The following is a 16,563-nucleotide window of genomic DNA, read 5'->3' as shown; positions in this document are numbered from 1 at the left end:
CGCCCGCCGCAGACTTTCAACAACCCGACCTGTCGCTCGACGACCTGGTGGGCATTCGCCCGACCTCCTCGATTTTTCTGATGAGGGCTTGGGGCGACTCGATGATTGGCGCCGGAATCGGCGACGGCGATGTACTGGTGGTTGATAGAGCGAAAACACCGAAACCGGGGAATGTCGTCGTCGCCGTCATCGGGCCGGAGTTTGTGGTGAAGCGCCTAGCAGTCAATAACGACGGTGGCGTGCAGCTGGTTGCGGACAACCCCCGTTATGCGCCCATAACCCTCGGCGAAGGCGAGGAAATCGACGTATGGGGCGTGTGCATCTGGGTACTACACAACCTGTGAGGACACACGACATGACCATCGCACTCGTCGATTGTAATTCGTTCTACTGTAGCGTTGAGACCAGCTTTCAGCCTTGGCTGCGCGACAGACCGGTCTGCGTGTCGTCTTCCAACGATGGGTGCGTGGTGGCGCGTAACGATCACGCCAAGAAAATCGGTATCAAAATGTCACAGCCGGTTTTTGAGCTGCGCCACCTGGTGGAACAAAACAAGCTCATCTTGTTCAGCTCTAACTACGAGCTGTACCAGAGCCTCAGCAACAGGGTAATGGCCATACTGGAGAGTCAGGCCCCTAGGTCATTTTGTTACTCAATTGACGAATCCTTTTGCGCACTCGACGGGATAGCAGATCCGCTCGGATGGGCGCAAGAAACTCAAGCGATGATCAAACAGCGGCTTGGGCTCGACGTCGGGGTTGGCATCTCAAACACGGCGACGCTGGCAAAGCTGGCGAACTGGGCGGCAAAGAAGTGGAAAGCGCAAACCGGCTGCGTAGTGGATCTACGGGATCCAGTGAGGCGCGACCGACTTTTAAACTATGCGCCAGTGAATGAAGTTTGGGGAATTGGAAGACGTTTGACTGAACACCTTGGCGGACTGGGCATCAACACCGCATGGCAGTTGGCATCGGCGGACCCAAAGTTCCTTCGGCGCCACTTCAACGTGAATGTCGAACGCACTGCTCGCGAGCTGCTGGGCGTTGCTTGCATCGATATCAGCGACACCGGAACAGGCCGCAAACAAATGATAATCTCGTCGCGGTCATTCGGCCAAAGAATCACTACGCTCGAACCATTGCTGGAAGCAGTCGCCTCGTTCGTGTCCATCGCCGCCGCAAAGCTGCGTTTACAGGGCAGTCTGGCCAATTGCATTCAGGTATTCGCCCGCGCCAGTCCTTTCGCCTCAGGGCAGCCCTACAGCGCTTCGAGGATCATCGCACTGCCGGCGCCGACGGACGACACCCGCGACCTGCTGAGTGCGGCGGTGGGCGGTTTGAGGGATCTGTACAGGCCTGGCGTGGAATTCGCCAAGGCAGGGATTGTGTTGTCCCAGTTCAGCCAGAGGGGCGCAATCACCGGCGACCTGTTTGCCCCCGCCCCCCGTCGCAACAGCGACGCCCTGATGGCCGTAATGGATTCAATCAATGCAAGGCAAGGGCGCGGGTCGATCAGGTTGGCCCGCGACACTGCGACAGGCCCTTGGAAAATGCATCGGCAGTTCCTGACGCCGCCTTACACCACGTCGTGGGATGCACTGCCGAAAGCACGCTGCTGAATTACGCGCCCAACTTCGGGCCGGCTCGATCCGCCGCCCCCGAACCAGAACGGATGCCGGTGGCGCTGAAAAGACGATCAAGCATTTGAGAGAGCATGGAAACGAGTCGATCAACTCCTTGCTGCATTCGCTCCAGAAGGCTTTGATCGTCGTGTTGAAGGCTCTTGAGCACTGACTCATGCTCACTCATGAACCGTTTCAACGGATCAACCGCGCGTTCGTTTAAAGCGGCTTCGTCAAGACCAGCACCTACGCCTTTTTCAACAACTGATCCGGAAAGCAGTACCGCGCGGTCCAGCGAGGACACGAGCTTGTCCAGCGATTGCTTGTTGGATGGAGTTTTCAGAATGTCCTGGATGAGTGCCTTATGCTCATCAGCGCTGAGCGTGCCATCACTTGGCACAACACCAGCGCTTTTGAGACTGCTAACGTGCTCTGCCGCCACATCCAAAACATTCTTCAATTCCAGCTCAGGCTTTTCCACACGAAAATCGCTCACAGCACTATTCACGGTGTCTCCACCCGTATTAAGCATGGACTTCAGCCCCGCGAGTCCTTTAGCGCCAAGCATAAAACTCTGGGCCATGGACAATAGCGGCCGACCAACAGCCGGTGCCGCCCCACCTGCCGCCAGCGGTTGAGGCGCGCGCCCACCCGCACGGGCCATCGACGATCCGGCGACTGCGGATTGAACTGGTGACTCCCACTTGTGCGCCTCCCAAGTGTTCCGATTTGTCGTTATCGTTTCGTGCCCAATGATTGCGCCGTGGGCATCTTTTTTTGGTGCCACAACCTGGACCGCAACACTCCCCTTGTATTCAAGACGGACTGGATCGCCAGCTTTCAGACCATCCACAGCCAGTGCTCTCTTTAGATCGATCCCCCAAACTGTTTTCTCGCCGGCTGGCGTTACGAGCGTGACGTAGTAGCTCGAATTTTCTTTAGGGTCGTGCTGGTACTTGGCGTGACCGTGCTCCTTCAACAAACCCATAAAGACGCGATCAGACTGCGTGGCAGTGCGCCCAAGCTCGAAATGCTCAACGAGTTGAGGGTCTGCGGCATACCGCTCCCTGAAATCTTGTGCCAGCTGCTCCGCTTGCAGCTCCTCCGAAACCTGCGCCCCGAGACTGAACGCCTGGGAAAGCTGCGTCTCACGCTCCGACATTTGATCGTTGGCCATGATTACCTCCGGAAGTGTTCGATATGCGGATCCATCCAATTAAATTGGAGACACCGAATCGCAAGCACTCGCCGCGCCAGCGGATCAGCCAGATCCAATTTGAGCAAGAAATGCGTCAGGTAAGGTTCATCTACGTCCCTACACACGCCTCAATTATTCACGTACAGTATCACGATACGTTTTTTTATAGGCCTGTGCGATGACCAAATTCAAGTATCCAGAAGAGGCATTTGAGCTTATTTCTCAGCTGCTTGTGGTGCGTGCTGCGGAGATGGGCGCACAGGCGTTTGCGGTCCGAGAGGAAATAGTCGAAGCCGCCGCTGCGGTCGACGAAGCAGGACCGCTCACCTGGGCTTTAACCATCCACGCTGATGCGTTGGCCAGGATGAGTGGGATGTCGACGGCACAAGACAACTCTCTACCGTTCACGATGGTTCAGGATCCGGAATCGCCGTTCGGCAACCTCTGCGTAATGCAAGAAGGCGGGATTCCATTGAGTTTGGCTGTGCAATTTCTCGATTCAGCCCTAGAGCACTGTATTTGCGTGGGCATGCGAGAACTGGACATCTCACCGTCGGAATGGGAGCAACTACCGTTCAACCAGCAAGTAGTAGCAATTGAACCGTACTTTACCGATTTGCAAGCGCACTGGGTTAGTCCAGAGCTTGAATCAAGCGAACGCTCAACGATGGCAATCAACTTTCCAACTTTGCTAACACTGCCACTACTAGAAGAGTACATGCTGAATCAACGCACACAACTCAAGCCAGAAGAACAACCGCAAACTATAAGCAGAGTTGTGACATTCGGCTCAATGCGATAAGGAGAAAACCAAATGGACGGCAAGGTGATAAAAGATTATTTGAACATGACAGTGGACACCAACACATTGAGTGAAGAAGACCTGGACAACCAACTGAACGCCGACAGCAGCTATGACGGCGTGCTTACTCGCGGCCAAACTGGCAAAGATGCCCGAGGAAATATGCAAGTAAATGTCGAAGACATCATGGCGCAGGCATTCAAGAACACCGTGAATGATCTTGCTAAGCAGGAAAAAGTCGACACTGCCGTGAAGGCAGCAGCTCATGGCATTAAGATACTCGCGCCGATTCTGCAAGCAGTAAGCAGTCAAGGCGCTAACGCTGAACAAGCGGCGAAAATCATGCAGAAAGTGTTGATGCGAACCAACGCTGACACCAAATTAATTTTAAACGCGTATGACCTCAAAGACGGTGAAGCGCCTCCGTGGCTGGCAGCTACCGTTTCCGGTCAGATCGTCACACTGATAACAAATTCCCTGAATCAAGGGAATATGGCCATTCTTGATAAGCCCAATAACGACTACATAAAACCGCTGATCACTTTCATGAAGCAAGCGTCGGAAATCGGCGCGATCAGTCACCCGTCGTCGTCGCCACAAAATGAAATTACCAGCGCGCTGATGCTGGCCACTTGCGCGGTAATGGCTGAATACCAGTGCTTCAATTACTTCCACGCGGACGCGAGCAACATGGCGTCAGACATCAGCACATTTTTCAATGATCGGATAATTCGTGGAACGGTCGACGACTTGACGGCGCGCTACGATTTAAACCCTAACGAGCAGGCATATTTTGCCAAAACCCTGCTGTCCAGCGCAGCCAATCTGATGGCGGCTCAGTGGAAGGAAAGCATCGAAGATACCGTAGCTCACATCAAAGAGCTGCCGGACCAAGCTCGAAGGGCAATCGCCGCAAACGGCTATCCCTTGGAACAAATCATCGAGAAATTTGAAAAGGTGTATCTCGGTCTAGAACTGTCAATCGACAGCGCCATTCGCACAATGAACCCTGGCCGCGAAATGCGCCAAACTCAACAGCACGCTCCGGGTCAAGGCCTTGCGTAATATCGGCTTGCGTTCCCGCGCCTGGGTGCTTGCTGGGGCTCTACTTATAGGGTGGGGCAGCTGCATTGCTGCCCCGTTAAGTAAGAACCCTCAACGGCAACAGATGCGGCCGCTAACCGCAGATTGCATTGGCACCGCGTCAAAGTCCTTCGGCATACACCAAGACATCCTCTACGCCATTTTGATGGTCGAGGGTGGATCGGTTGGCGAGGATAGTAAGTCGAACAAAAACGGAACCTACGACATTGGGCTCTTTCAGCTGAACTCAATTCATCGTGGGACGTTTGAGTCCATGGGGATTTCAGAAGATCAACTTCGCAACGATGGCTGCACCAATGCAATGGCGGCCGCCTGGCAATTAAAGCGCGTTTTGACACCTGACATCCTATCCGGAATTAAAACCCAAGATGACTACTTGCGTGCCATTGCTCGTTATCATTCAGTAACGCCAGAATTCAATATAATTTACGCCGGAAAGCTGAGAAAGGCGTTTGATCGTATATATGCGAGTGACAACAAATGAATCAAGGCGATAACTCATCCTCTGAATTGATGTGGTTCGGAATGTGGGCATTTGTAACTCTCGCGCTTGGCTTCGGGTTGTGGTGGCTTATGCGACCACATATCATGTGGTTCAGCTTCTACACTTCGTACTATGTGTTTAAACACGTGTACGCGCACATGCCCCTATTAATGAGTGACAGAGAATATGCACTTGTCCTCAGCTCAATTAAAAATATTCCTCATATTTCCCCTCGACAATACGGCATTGAAGCACTGTACAAACTTTTTCAGGTTCACGGTTTCGTACTGCGCTGGCCTGCAAGTATCGGGATGCTTTACTTGGGATGGGCCGTCAAAAAAGGCGTGGTCCGATTCAAATATCGCCGCGAAATAAAAACCGTCTACGACTTAATTGATATTCAAGCGGAGCATTTCCCAGCCAGCAAAATTATTCAAGGGAAAGATCTCTTGAGCATGCACCTGTATGACGGCCCATGGCAGACCTACGCTTTGCCTGTGGACTTTGCACTGGATTCGCAGTTGTTGTGGACGCACAAAGGATCAAATACCTCTATTCTCGATCCGATGATGCCGGTCAATGAAAAGGAAATGATCCCCATTCCTCCTTTTACCAAAGACCAGAAGCTCGAAGAGTTTTCATGGAAACGTCGCAAGCTGCCGCACTACCGATACACGGCACTTAACCTGGCACGAACCGACAAGGTTTTCGCCGATCAACTCGGCCCAATTTGGAAAGGCGCTGCTAACCTTCCGCCCATGGAGCGAGGGCTGTACGCCGCGTTTTGCGCGCAGGCAGCGGGTAATGCGGCTGATGCGATGAAACTCGTTAACCAGATGGCTTTTTCATGGGTAGAAGCGACCTATGATAAAAATTGGAATCCCATTACCCCCCACCATTGCGATACCACCGGCGCAGAAGCGCTAATTGAAAAATACGAAAAACATCCTGATATTCAGCGCGTAATACAAATGCACGCACATTCTTATAACGTGCTTTATGGCGTACTTGATTTGGCGCGTTCAAACGGCCGATTGTTCCATGCCAACATTGGATGGCTTCGACCTGTTAACAGGATTTTGTTTATTCACCTGTGCTCACACGGCGGACAATGCAGCTACTGGGAAAACGCCGGTATCTGGGCGCACTATCAAATTGAAGAACAAATGGGCAAGCGACTCGTTAAACCACGAGTATTTGGCGCCGTTTATGATTTCCACAATATCTTGTCCAAAGAACACTGGATCGATCCTGGTGAGTACAGCGAAGCTGCGCAGCAACGTGAGGTCGAGGAAGCAAACAAGATCCTTAATGATGCCGCCCAAACTGCCAAAGGTCCGGTGTCCACAACTGCCTTTGCAACACCCAACAAAGGGGCGCAACGAAGTTCCCCGGCAAAAGGTGCGAATAGTCGCGGCGACCACGGGGACGACGTTCCATGAGTGAATCAAGCAATATTATCCATAAAAGTCAAGAAATCACCCTTGACCGGATTCTAGTTGATCATCGTTCCATTTCAAAAAAGATGTGGGACTCGTTTCAAAATCCGAACATTCCTTTTATATATGCATGCTTTGCAGCGCCGTTTGTCATTTATTCGCCAGCATGGTTCTTACTTGCAGCATTCATTTTCTATATTCTACAGCTAGCAGTAACGACAAAAGATGACGTGCTGCCAATCCACCTTCCTCTAGGTGCCGGCAAACCTGATAAGAACGATCCACGTCCAGGCAACAAAAAAGGATGGTTCATTGCGCGCGGTTCATTTTATTTAGGGATTTGCCGAAGAACCGGCATGGAATTGTGGGCTAACTTTAAAGCCCTTACGCAGCACTTCTTAGTTTTTGGCACAACCGGCGCCGGAAAAACTGAAAACATTGTTTCTATGATCGTCAATTACCTAGCGGTTGGTAGCGGCGCATCTATGAACGATGCCAAAGCAGCACCTAAAGCGATGTTCCAACTCGCTACGTTTTGCCGGATCTTCAGTCGAGACTTCGACTTCAGGGTAACCAACTATATTAAAAGCCAGGATCCAAACAAACAGGATCCGGCTTCACGCAGCTCCAATGATGCGGGTATTTTTGCACGCGGAACTCCCGACTCGAATACACAGCTTCTCGTCTCTCTAATGCCGCCGAGCGGTGGCGACAACAAGATATTCTCCGAACGGGCTATTGCGCTTGTTGCGTCCATTATGCCTGGAATGAACGACCTCCGAAACTTAGGAAAGCTCCAGATCGATCCGGCAGTTATCCGTCGATTCATGGGCTTTAAAGAGTTTGTTGGCCTCTGCCATCACAACCTGATCAGTAAGAGTTCGCGCGATGCGCTGATGGGCTATCTTACCTCGCTATCCGGTTACGATGAGAAAAAACCCATTGGCGAACAGAACGATGAAGTAACGAGGCAGTTCGGTTTTGCCCAAGCATATTTCACACGGGCACTGGCTTCCCTCTCCGATACATACGGCCACATCTACTTGACTGGTCAAGGTGAAATTGACTACCAAGACGCAGTGTTAAATGGACGGATACTGTTAACCCTGCTGCCCTCCATGTCTAAGTCGGGTGACGAACTTGCCAACCTTGGTAAAATCGTACTGACCGCAACACGTAACGGCATGGTCGTTGGCTTAGGCACAGTGTTTGAAGGCAGTGCTGAAAAAGTAGTTCATAACCTTCCAACCAACTCCGACATCCCTTACGGCATTATGAATGATGAGAATGCTTATATGCTCATCGAAGGCCAAGAGATGATTAACGCTCAGGCTCGCGGCCTTGGTTTTGGTGTACTAACCGGGACACAAGATGCTCCTGGCATGCTCTTGAATATCGAGAAAACTACTAAGCAGATTATGGCGAACTCTGCGTTTAAATTGTTTATGTACCTAGATGACGATGACACGACGAAGCTTGCTTGCGAGCTGTCTGGTGAAGCGAGAGTACTTGCGCGAAATGGTTACAAACACGATGGCTCTTTGAACCAAGTATATGCATCTGACCATATCAGTGTTGAGAAGCAATTTCGGCTGACGCCTACCGCCATTAAATCCCAGCAAATGGGTCAAGGGTATTTGCTCTACCAAGGCAAAATTCACGAAACGCAGGTTTTTAACCACGGCATTCAAGAAAAACACAGCGACCCGAAACTTTGCTATTTGAAGCACTGGTGGCCGGTTCGCATGGCCAAAGTGCATATCCCCTCACAAGATGAACTTGCCAAGCTGCTCAGGATTGATCCCCGCCCCGACTGGATTGAACTGGGGGAAATGATCAATGACGATTCCCGCTCGCTGCTACGCGAAATGAAGATCTACTTCAGCTCGATGATCGCCATTCGTGATATTCAACGGCGGGTTGCCGAAAATCCAGAGATGGCTGCATTCATGCAATCCACAATGGGGAGTGAGGTCGCGGTAGAAGACGGGGCGAGCCTGAGTAACATCGATCAGCAACAAGAGGTACTTTCGGGCCAGCTCAGCGCTATTGCTCGTACCTCGCTTCTTACGCCGGCCGACGTCATTCTCATGATTCGAAAAATCACCGATGAAAACGACGGCCCTTCGCGACAGATCAGAGCCGCAGCGAAGCAATCTGGCATTGGCGACTTCCTTTCCGACAATGCCGGAATCGACTTCGATGCGCTGGAAATCGACAATGACGACAACACATCAGGCGTATCCGGTGGAACGGGCGGTGGTGGTGGACAAGGCATGCGCGCAAGTAGTGAGCCTCAAGACATGGGCGCCCTGCTGGATGGTTACCTGGATGACGACGGCACAGATTCATTGCAGATCGATCATCAGTTCGACCAGCAGTTTGCACCTGGCCCGCCACCTGATCATTTTGCCGAGAGCTACCACGACTTCGATGATATGGCTGATGAGTTCCCTTCCGACTTCTCTGCAAACGCGCAGAAGTCGGAAATGGCGCTCCTCGTTGAACAGAACCTGGTACTCATGCCTTGGATGGCAAACGTCGTTGACTACACCGCCACACGCAACGACCTGATTGAGACCGAAAGCTACTTCAATGGCGACGATGATTTTGCAGCCGCTGAAAGCGTCGATGCTGGTCTCGACATCTTGGCGTCGAAGATGACTTATCCGACTACGCCAATGGGTGAGGCATCCCCCCCTAACCTGAAATTGATTCGCTCCCTCCTGAACAACCCACGCTGACCCAATTAGTGCCGGTCTGCCCCTGGGCGGGCCGGCACCAACAAACACCGTCAGCAAGCAATCGAGTCCGCCATGATTACTCCCACCGCGCCCATAGATCAGCCTATCGCCTCACCCAAGCTTCACTGGATCGAGGTAGCGACGACGTTTGTTCCTGTGACGGTCGCAGCCCTGATCGCCCTTCTCACCAACGCGTCGCTTCTGCTGAGCTGTGTTCTGCTATGCGCTCCAGCTGGGCTATTTGTTCGAGCGGTTGCTGCCTATCTCTCGACGACGATCATTCTGCACAAGCACGGTCTGGCGCTCAGCTCGGGGGTGCTATGGCGAGATACCATCGATCTACCTATATCTCGAATTGAAAGCGTTGAGATGCGCCAAAGCCTTCTTGCACGGTGGCTTGATTATGGTTCGTTGACCATCAGGTCAGTCGGCGGCGGAGTGGTAGGTACGGCCAATATCAAAGCGCCGGAAGAACTGCGCAAACAGATCTACCTGGCCATGTCATTGTCGATTGGGTGATGAGACGCCAGACACTGACGCCGGTGGCGCTGTACAGCGCGTTTAACATCCAATGCGCCGGGATTACCCATCACTGGAGATTGAGGCGCCCCTAAGCGATTATGGGGCGTTCTTGCTTGGGGGTGTTCAGTAACTGGCACTCGAAACGGTCAAGCGCTCCACGTAGATCCTGAACAGCGTCAATCTGTTTTTGTGTGCACGCCTGGAACAGAAAATTCACAGACGTATTCAGCTCGCTCAGTACACTCCACGCGTTTAGGACATCCTGCTTGGACGGTGATGTCATCACCAGAAGTCTTCCCAGTATTTCCAGGTTCAAACTCCGCTCTGAATCGGCGACCGATGCGGCGCGCAGCAGATCCTCATGCAGCGCTGTCGGAAGGCGTACACAGAAACTTTTGGAGTGTGCGAGTTGGAATGGCGGCATCGTCTCGATTACCGGGAATCGCTTGAGGCTATCCACCAGCAACGACAGCAAATGGGCACTCATGCTCAAAGCGACCGTTTTGGCATCCCCTTTGAGGGTGGCGTGCAAGTCGGGAGGGATTCGAGCGAGATATGGGTGCAGCCCTTCATTTTTCATTGCGCGCCTTAAATTTCATTTCTGAAGGGCTCTGCTTCAATTTCACAAAGTAAAGGCGGGGCAACCGACGTGGTTACTCCCGCCTTTCTTCATCAGGACTGAAGCCAGCCTTCCACGACGTCGGAACCGTATTCAGCTTTCCACTTTTTCAGGCCGGCGTGGTTACCGCCCTTGGTTTCCACGGTTTCGCCAGTTTCCGGGTTCCGGTAAACCTTCAGCAGGCGTGGCTTACGAACCTTCTTGCCGCTAGTCGTTTTAAGTGCCGGCGCAAGACGGGCAGGGTCCAAAATTGCAACTATATCGCGGAGCGACTTGCCATAAGTGCCAAGCAAATCACGAAGCTTCGTGTCGAATTCTTTTTCACCTTTGAATTGGTCGTCTTCGGCAATTTCTGCCATACGAGTCTGGGACTGGCGAACCAATTCTTCCAGTTCGTTGTATTCTTGAATCAAGCTCATGTTGTCACACCCTATGCGATTTTTGGTACTTGGAAATCTACGCCTAGCTCTTTCAGATACCGATTCAGCAACTCTGGGGATGAAGCCCTGAGGCTTTCCCTCCCCTTGCCACCGGCAAGAATTGCTGGCAGCGCTTTAGATAAGTAGAGGTTGCTTTCGTATAGAAATTGGCTTGCGACAGATACGTCTTTTGCAAATGGTATTACATCATCACAATTGCCGCCTTTACAAGCCCTTAGCCACTCATCAAGCCTCGGATCGCGCGGCGCGATTAAATACAACTTATTAATCGCTCTTGTCATTCCCACGTAAAAAAGACGCCGCTCGTCGGCCAAGTGCGATTCAATTTTTGATTCTGAAATTGACCTGGGAACAATTGGGAATGAACCCTGATAAAGGCTGGGCATGATCACGCACGGCCATTCCATGCCTTTAGACCTGTGACAACTGGTGATCAGCAGCGCAACCGTAGATTCCTTTGCCGACTCAGAGAAGGTTAGGAGGTCTTGGACATGGTTCATGAACTCAGGGAGTGATTTTCCCTTAGAGTTAACTTTGACGTATTCAATAAAGGCCTCAATAAGGCTCAGAATCTCTTCCGCTTCCTCATCTTTGTTTGCTTCTTTCATGACACTTTTTTCAATGTCGAGAAAGTACAACAGCTCGTTCAATAAAATGACTGGCTTTGGGTATTCACGCGTCTTTCCCATGTTCCGGAGTTTTCGCCACAACTTTCCACGCCTGAGCACGCGGTCCGCCATCATCTGATTCTGTGACGACACATGGGCAGACACAAAATTGCCAAAGCCCTGTCCCTCTTCTGGATGTTGAAGCACCAGTTTGGAAAGGATCCCGCTGTTCTCCCACCCGACATCCAGGGATGGCACGTCTACGAACTTCCGAATACCTATGATCGAACCAATATCGGGCTCGCCGAAAAATGCGTTTTTGGCGACCTGGCCCGCCGCCAGCTGCATCCACCCGATAAGGGACGCCACCCACTTGTTTTCAAGTACCGAGGCTTCATCTCCGCCCTCTAGCCTAAAGGGAATCCCATACTGAAGTAGCTGGAACTGGCTCTCCGCAGATTTGGAATACGAACGCACCAGAACCACCATCTCTGTGAGCTGACCGCCACCTTTTAACCACTGGTCAACGATGCTGACGATTTTCGGCTTGCCATTTACAAAGCCTTCGTACTCAAGAAATAACTCGGTGTTTGGCGCTTTGGAACCGGAAATGCAGAGCTTGTCGGCTCGGTCTGTATTCCCTGTGATGACGTAGTTAGCCGAACACGAAAGCGCATGGCCATAACGCCAAGTTCGGTTGAGTTTGTAAGTCGTCCCACCCGGAAAATCGCGGTGGAAATCTCTCAGGATGTAATCAGATTTTGCGCCACGCCAGCCGTAAATGGTCTGATCGTCATCGCCGACGGCCATAACCCTGGCCACGGTCCCTGCTGTAAAACGAACTAGGCTCTGCTGGCTTTCGCAGATGTCCTGATATTCGTCAAGAATCACATGCTTATACCGGCCGTTGATGTACGCGGCAGCATCAGGATTGTTCAGCATGATTTTAACGGGGTCGTAAATCAGGTCAGAGAAAAAACGAATACGCTTTTCCGTTCTCTCCTTTTCGAACTGATTGTACCAAGGAACGAACCATTCATATCGTGCAGGCCAATCACCAGCCGCCCAGACAGCCGCTGGCGATTTCAGATCACTCTTAACCCTGTCGACGAATCCCAAGAAATCCTGAGCAACCAATCTTGGGTATTTGTGCCCGTACTTTCTGCATGCGCTAGTGATGACTTCTGCCGCAAATTTATTAGCCTTATGAACGTTCGCTTCGAATGTCCAAGGCTCGGCGTAGCCACCGGTAACGAGCCTTTTGAGGGTGCGAGTACCTAAGCCATGAAACGTACAAGACTCTGGGGCATTGCGCTTCCCCAAGCGTTTTTGGAGTCTGTGCAGCATTTCTTTCGCTGCACCACTGTTAAACATGACCGCGATGATACTGGTGGGGTCGAATTTCCCAGCCTCAACCAGAAAAGCGATCCGCTCAACCATAGTTGTTGATTTGCCAGAACCTGCTACTGCGAGCACGAGTGCATGAAGCTTAAAATCATGCACTACCACTTCATGCTGCTGGGGGGAAAGCGCCAAGGTATTTTCTTCTCTGCTACACGGGGTTCGTCACGTCGTGACTTAATCTTTCGGGCATTTCGCCAAGTAGGCTGGGCGTTTCTTTTTCTTCAGATCGTTCAATTGCTTCAGAGGCCCTGCGCACTCTTCAAGATCTTTACCGTATAGACCGAGGCACAAGTTCGAGTTACACGAATCAGCCTGATCTTTTTTAAGATCTTTAGGTGTTAGCGGTGGCGGTGGCGGAATCAAAGAGTCCGCCGCGTGCGCGGTCGATCCCAAGGCGAACAGTGACAACAGCACAACGGTTTTAATGTTGAAATGCTTCATCGAACAACACCTCTTGTCAGCGGGAAGACAAGCCAAATTGCTTGGCGCCTTTTGCGTCCTTGTAGGAAACGATGATTTGACGGAGTGAAGAGTTAACGCGGATGTCTGCGCTATCACCCACCTGGTAGCCGGCATCAGCAACCCATAGCACCGGCGCGCGGCGCTGCTCGGTGAACGCGACCATCAACGGCAAAGCTGGTGGGGTGCCGAGGAAAACCGGCGCTGGCCAGCCGACGGAGCTTGCAATGCTTTTGATGAAAACTTCCAACTCACCGTTGAAGCCGCCTTCGAGTAGCAACGGCGCTCGCATCTCAGGGGGAACCTTGCTCAAATCGACCTTCAGTTCCTGGGTTACCCGGCTACGCTGGTTTTTCACCGTCTGCGACAACGAAGCCTGCTCAGCTGCTCGGGCCACACGCTGTGCGGCATCGTTCAGTTCCTGCACTGCCGGATCCGATTCAGTCATCAGCGGTCGCGTCGGCTGCGCCTGGCAGCCGGCGAGCGCGATGGTAGCCAACAAGAAAACCTTTTTCAGCGTCATATGGAATGCACCTGCGTTCGTTCGAAACTAGATTTAATGATATTGCACCATGCTATCAGCGCGAAAGATAGCGCATTCCGACCTGCGTGTCATTCACACAAAGTCAGTAGGTTTCGAAAGAGGTTTTGTAAATGGCCGCGACATAAAAGCCCGCTCTACGCAGGCAGATATGGCCGTGATGCTTCCTGAGGGTTGCCTTGTTCGACTGTGGTGGCTTCGACCAGCGCTTGACCGGCTTCAGTTAACTCGCCGAGGTTTGCGATCAGGCCTCGGCGGTGCAGAGCGTCAAGCGTCCTCATACGGCAGTGATAGGCCAGCGGGCCGTGACAGCCAAAGTCATATGCATAGCCCTGACCTAACAGCAGCAACGTAGCCTGCATGGCGCTGCTCAATCCGATCGGCCTATCTGGCTTCGCAATCATCCGCGCTCTTCCAAATTGCTTGGGTGCCCGCGCAGTACTGACTTTTTGATGTACGCAACAGCGGCGATAGCGAGCGTGATGACTACAACCCCACCCGCCCTGAGGTTCATGTTTTCTGGCAAGCCCGCAAGTAAACTTACCAGCATTATCATCACAGCGGTTCCACCGCCTACGAAGAAAATCCGCTGTAAACTTGCATCAGGCACACACAGCCAGTACCAGCTTATCCGTGCGTTATTTACGGCCGGCGACACACGTTTTTTTCGTTGCATTTGCATTGCCCTTTCATCTCGCGCTTCACTTTGTGGCAGCCTGCTGGTCCGCGTAGGCCCTAACTACCCAGTTGCTCGCTTCATAGGCATTCATTCCAACCTGGCCATAGTGCTGGAATCGCGCGCGAAGCCATGCAATTAGCGCAACACGACCGAATGGGAACAACCCCAAGGCTGTCTCCAGGCCCTCCGCGTATGCCTCTAGCACCTCGGCGCCGTCTTCTCCAGCCATCAACGCTGCAATCCCCGGTACAAGGTATGTACGCACGGTGAATTGAAACACCATCCGTTTAGCACCCAGCTCACGCCGCACCAGAACTTCTTGCGAATCGCGTTCGGCCAAGAAACGGTCGGTTTGAGCATTGAGTTGCTGCCAATGATCGTCCATGGTGTTTTCCGTGAATTCAGTTGCTTTTTCCCAGCTCAATCAATTTCATTCCCGGCTGCTGATTCACCAGTTGAGGCTGATGCTTGTCGACCGCATTCAGCTCTGAGCAGTCCAGCCCATGAAAGCCAGCTTGCCCTATCATCCTTGCGGCTAAGCGCGAGGCAAGCCGCGCCGAATACAGCGATCAAAATCCATACCGCTTTGTTTACTGAGGGCCTGGGCCTTGTCTTGCCTGATGACGTGAATGAGTGCCATGCGGGACTTTCCTACCTTGATGGATTGCCCGAGGGCATCACACTAGTGATAAAGGCTGCCCCTTTTAGCGCATCGGTCCAGATGCGGAGGGTTTCGACGGATTGGGGCTTGGCAAGCACTTCGGCGCGACGCGCTTCCAAGTTGTGTTGTACTTCTTCCAGGCGCTTAGCGGGTGTAATGCTCAGTTCCCAGCTCAAGTAATAACGGATGGCTGATTGCATATCTGCCATTAGGCTGGACACCGCGCTTTGACGCCATTGAGCCGCCGTATAGTTGGACCAACGCGGCGGCTCTTCTTGCATTGCTTTGCGAAGCTGCAAGTGATCCTTCAAATAGATCGTTTGCCCCAACACCGCCTGAGCAATTAGGTGGAGTTCCAGTATCCGCAACTGCTCGGCCACCGTGTCAGTCGGCAGAGTGAAGTGTGTTTTAACAAGCTGTTCCGCTTCACGCTCCCACTGCTGGCGTTTTTTGGCCACGGCTTTCTCTTCACGGGCCTTACGTTCTTTTGCATGCTCGACGTTATATTTGACCGAATCCAAAAGCGCTGCGGCGTTGGTCAGCAGCTCCCGTTGCTCGTGAGAAAGCTTTTCGCCCAAGCGCCCGAGCAGCGAACTGTGATGGGTCAAGGCGCGAAGCTCGCGAGCAGCAGTGGTAAGGCCGGTCTGCACCTTGCGCATGTCCTTGGCGCTGAAATAGGCGCCTAGCTCCATAACCACGTCAGATGTTATGCCTGCCGCCTTGGTCAGCTCATTGCGTTTATCTGCCATGATTCATTTCCCTTAAGACTGAGCCTTTGAACGTACCCTTGCTTTCGCTTCGTTTTCGATATGAACCAGTATGCCGCCCAGGATGCCCGCCTCTGCCTCATCAACCCCTTCAGCATCAAGAATCCCTAAGACGTAACCCTTGGCTATAAGTGCAGCCTCTGTGATTGCAGATTCAGTTTCAGCCGTCGCAACGCTATTGACTTGGGCGTACCAGTTCGCCTTGATGCGCTCGCTCAAATTGGGCAGTTGGTTTTCCCAAACGATCTTGTATCCAGTTATGGTCATAACCTTTCCTTCAGCATGTTCGACAGCCGCGAATGAGATTTCTTGCAAGGTGTCGACGACACCATATGCCCAGTTGGCACCGTAGTCGATGGAGCCACTGGCGCAGTGCTCAGCGTTTTGGATGGTCAACGGAAAAGCAAAGCCTGATAGCAACTTTTCGGTAGCCGAAAAAAAGCCTGCCGAGGCAGGCCTTTTTAACGAGAG

The 16,563-nt window shown here is 52.3% G+C and carries 18 protein-coding genes; 8 read left to right on the top strand and 10 right to left on the bottom strand.

Annotation, left to right across the window (positions count from 1 at the left end; genetic code table 11):
- Positions 1-344, top strand: a 344-nt coding sequence (locus K0F88_RS20615) for a LexA family transcriptional regulator (protein ID WP_219096347.1), incomplete at its 5' end; no start/stop codon positions are given.
- An 11-nt stretch (positions 345-355) separates the two neighbouring features.
- Positions 356-1,618, top strand: a complete 1,263-nt coding sequence (umuC, locus tag K0F88_RS20610) for a translesion error-prone DNA polymerase V subunit UmuC (RefSeq protein WP_219096346.1) — start codon at positions 356-358, stop codon at positions 1,616-1,618.
- Between the two features lies 1 nt (position 1,619).
- Here the strand turns inward: umuC and K0F88_RS20605 are convergent, their stop codons facing one another.
- A complete protein-coding gene (locus K0F88_RS20605; RefSeq protein ID WP_219096345.1) occupies positions 1,620-2,798 on the bottom strand; it encodes a hypothetical protein in 1,179 nt (392 codons plus the stop codon).
- 199 nt (positions 2,799-2,997) lie between these two features.
- Between K0F88_RS20605 and K0F88_RS20600 the strand changes: the two genes are divergently transcribed.
- The 6 genes from K0F88_RS20600 (at position 2,998) to K0F88_RS20575 (ending at position 9,911) form a co-directional block, all read left to right on the top strand.
- The gene (locus tag K0F88_RS20600) at positions 2,998-3,621 is read left to right on the top strand and encodes a hypothetical protein (protein WP_219096344.1); all 624 of its coding nucleotides are present in this window, start codon (positions 2,998-3,000) and stop codon (positions 3,619-3,621) included.
- Between the two features lie 12 nt (positions 3,622-3,633).
- Entirely contained in the window at positions 3,634-4,686 is a 1,053-nt protein-coding gene (locus tag K0F88_RS20595; protein WP_219096343.1) for a hypothetical protein, read from the top strand.
- The gene (locus K0F88_RS20590; protein ID WP_219096342.1) at positions 4,679-5,209 is read left to right on the top strand and encodes a lytic transglycosylase domain-containing protein; all 531 of its coding nucleotides are present in this window, start codon (positions 4,679-4,681) and stop codon (positions 5,207-5,209) included. Before K0F88_RS20595 ends, K0F88_RS20590 begins: the two co-directional genes overlap by 8 nt.
- Entirely contained in the window at positions 5,206-6,651 is a 1,446-nt protein-coding gene (locus tag K0F88_RS20585) for a hypothetical protein (protein ID WP_219096341.1), read from the top strand. The genes K0F88_RS20590 and K0F88_RS20585 overlap by 4 nt, the downstream gene beginning before the upstream one ends.
- On the top strand, positions 6,648-9,392 hold the full coding sequence (locus K0F88_RS20580) for an ATP-binding protein (protein WP_219096340.1): 2,745 nt from the start codon (positions 6,648-6,650) through the stop codon (positions 9,390-9,392). The genes K0F88_RS20585 and K0F88_RS20580 overlap by 4 nt, the downstream gene beginning before the upstream one ends.
- 72 nt (positions 9,393-9,464) lie before the next feature.
- Positions 9,465-9,911 (top strand): PH domain-containing protein, encoded by a 447-nt coding sequence (locus K0F88_RS20575; protein ID WP_219096339.1) that lies wholly within the window; start codon positions 9,465-9,467, stop codon positions 9,909-9,911.
- A gap of 91 nt (positions 9,912-10,002) precedes the next feature.
- Here K0F88_RS20575 and K0F88_RS20570 read toward each other — a convergent pair whose 3' ends face one another.
- From K0F88_RS20570 to K0F88_RS20530, 9 genes are all read right to left on the bottom strand, one after another.
- Positions 10,003-10,494: a hypothetical protein gene (locus tag K0F88_RS20570; RefSeq protein WP_219096338.1), complete on the bottom strand. Its 492-nt coding sequence runs from the start codon at positions 10,492-10,494 to the stop codon at positions 10,003-10,005.
- Between the two features lie 92 nt (positions 10,495-10,586).
- Positions 10,587-10,952: a histone-like nucleoid-structuring protein, MvaT/MvaU family gene (locus K0F88_RS20565; RefSeq protein WP_219096337.1), complete on the bottom strand. Its 366-nt coding sequence runs from the start codon at positions 10,950-10,952 to the stop codon at positions 10,587-10,589.
- 11 nt (positions 10,953-10,963) lie between these two features.
- A complete protein-coding gene (locus tag K0F88_RS20560; protein WP_219096336.1) occupies positions 10,964-13,117 on the bottom strand; it encodes an ATP-dependent helicase in 2,154 nt (717 codons plus the stop codon).
- 42 nt (positions 13,118-13,159) lie between these two features.
- The gene (locus K0F88_RS20555; protein ID WP_219096335.1) at positions 13,160-13,426 is read right to left on the bottom strand and encodes a hypothetical protein; all 267 of its coding nucleotides are present in this window, start codon (positions 13,424-13,426) and stop codon (positions 13,160-13,162) included.
- A gap of 16 nt (positions 13,427-13,442) precedes the next feature.
- Positions 13,443-13,967, bottom strand: a complete 525-nt coding sequence (locus K0F88_RS20550; RefSeq protein WP_219096334.1) for a DotD/TraH family lipoprotein — start codon at positions 13,965-13,967, stop codon at positions 13,443-13,445.
- 418 nt (positions 13,968-14,385) lie between these two features.
- Positions 14,386-14,667 carry a hypothetical protein gene (locus K0F88_RS20545; protein WP_219096333.1) on the bottom strand — a complete coding sequence of 94 codons (282 nt, stop codon included), beginning with the start codon at positions 14,665-14,667 and terminating at the stop codon, positions 14,386-14,388.
- A gap of 19 nt (positions 14,668-14,686) precedes the next feature.
- Positions 14,687-15,088, bottom strand: coding sequence for a hypothetical protein (locus K0F88_RS20540; RefSeq protein ID WP_219096332.1), 402 nt, complete (start codon positions 15,086-15,088; stop codon positions 14,687-14,689).
- A 227-nt stretch (positions 15,089-15,315) separates the two neighbouring features.
- Positions 15,316-16,074: a hypothetical protein gene (locus K0F88_RS20535; RefSeq protein ID WP_219096331.1), complete on the bottom strand. Its 759-nt coding sequence runs from the start codon at positions 16,072-16,074 to the stop codon at positions 15,316-15,318.
- 12 nt (positions 16,075-16,086) lie between these two features.
- Positions 16,087-16,488, bottom strand: coding sequence for a hypothetical protein (locus K0F88_RS20530; RefSeq protein ID WP_219096330.1), 402 nt, complete (start codon positions 16,486-16,488; stop codon positions 16,087-16,089).
- Positions 16,489-16,563 lie beyond the last annotated feature (75 nt).

The sequence above is a fragment of the Pseudomonas sp. UMAB-40 genome (assembly GCF_900095275.1).
Taxonomy (GTDB): domain Bacteria; phylum Pseudomonadota; class Gammaproteobacteria; order Pseudomonadales; family Pseudomonadaceae; genus Aquipseudomonas; species Aquipseudomonas mandelii_B.
The sequence above is the reverse complement of the archived record's forward strand: the minus strand, read 5'-3'. Positions and strand labels throughout refer to the sequence as shown.

What these genes read in the sequence shown, in the direction of transcription:
- K0F88_RS20570 (WP_219096338.1), bottom strand. Translation starts at nt 10,494, where the DNA reads ATGAAAAATGAAGGGCTGCACCCATATCTCGCTCGAATCCCTCCCGAC.
- K0F88_RS20565 (WP_219096337.1), bottom strand. Translation starts at nt 10,952, where the DNA reads ATGAGCTTGATTCAAGAATACAACGAACTGGAAGAATTGGTTCGCCAG.
- K0F88_RS20585 (WP_219096341.1), top strand. Translation starts at nt 5,206, where the DNA reads ATGAATCAAGGCGATAACTCATCCTCTGAATTGATGTGGTTCGGAATG.
- K0F88_RS20605 (WP_219096345.1), bottom strand. Translation starts at nt 2,798, where the DNA reads ATGGCCAACGATCAAATGTCGGAGCGTGAGACGCAGCTTTCCCAGGCG.
- K0F88_RS20545 (WP_219096333.1), bottom strand. Translation starts at nt 14,667, where the DNA reads ATGCAAATGCAACGAAAAAAACGTGTGTCGCCGGCCGTAAATAACGCA.
- K0F88_RS20550 (WP_219096334.1), bottom strand. Translation starts at nt 13,967, where the DNA reads ATGACGCTGAAAAAGGTTTTCTTGTTGGCTACCATCGCGCTCGCCGGC.
- K0F88_RS20595 (WP_219096343.1), top strand. Translation starts at nt 3,634, where the DNA reads ATGGACGGCAAGGTGATAAAAGATTATTTGAACATGACAGTGGACACC.
- K0F88_RS20580 (WP_219096340.1), top strand. Translation starts at nt 6,648, where the DNA reads ATGAGTGAATCAAGCAATATTATCCATAAAAGTCAAGAAATCACCCTT.
- umuC (WP_219096346.1), top strand. Translation starts at nt 356, where the DNA reads ATGACCATCGCACTCGTCGATTGTAATTCGTTCTACTGTAGCGTTGAG.
- K0F88_RS20555 (WP_219096335.1), bottom strand. Translation starts at nt 13,426, where the DNA reads ATGAAGCATTTCAACATTAAAACCGTTGTGCTGTTGTCACTGTTCGCC.
- K0F88_RS20535 (WP_219096331.1), bottom strand. Translation starts at nt 16,074, where the DNA reads ATGGCAGATAAACGCAATGAGCTGACCAAGGCGGCAGGCATAACATCT.
- K0F88_RS20600 (WP_219096344.1), top strand. Translation starts at nt 2,998, where the DNA reads ATGACCAAATTCAAGTATCCAGAAGAGGCATTTGAGCTTATTTCTCAG.
- K0F88_RS20575 (WP_219096339.1), top strand. Translation starts at nt 9,465, where the DNA reads ATGATTACTCCCACCGCGCCCATAGATCAGCCTATCGCCTCACCCAAG.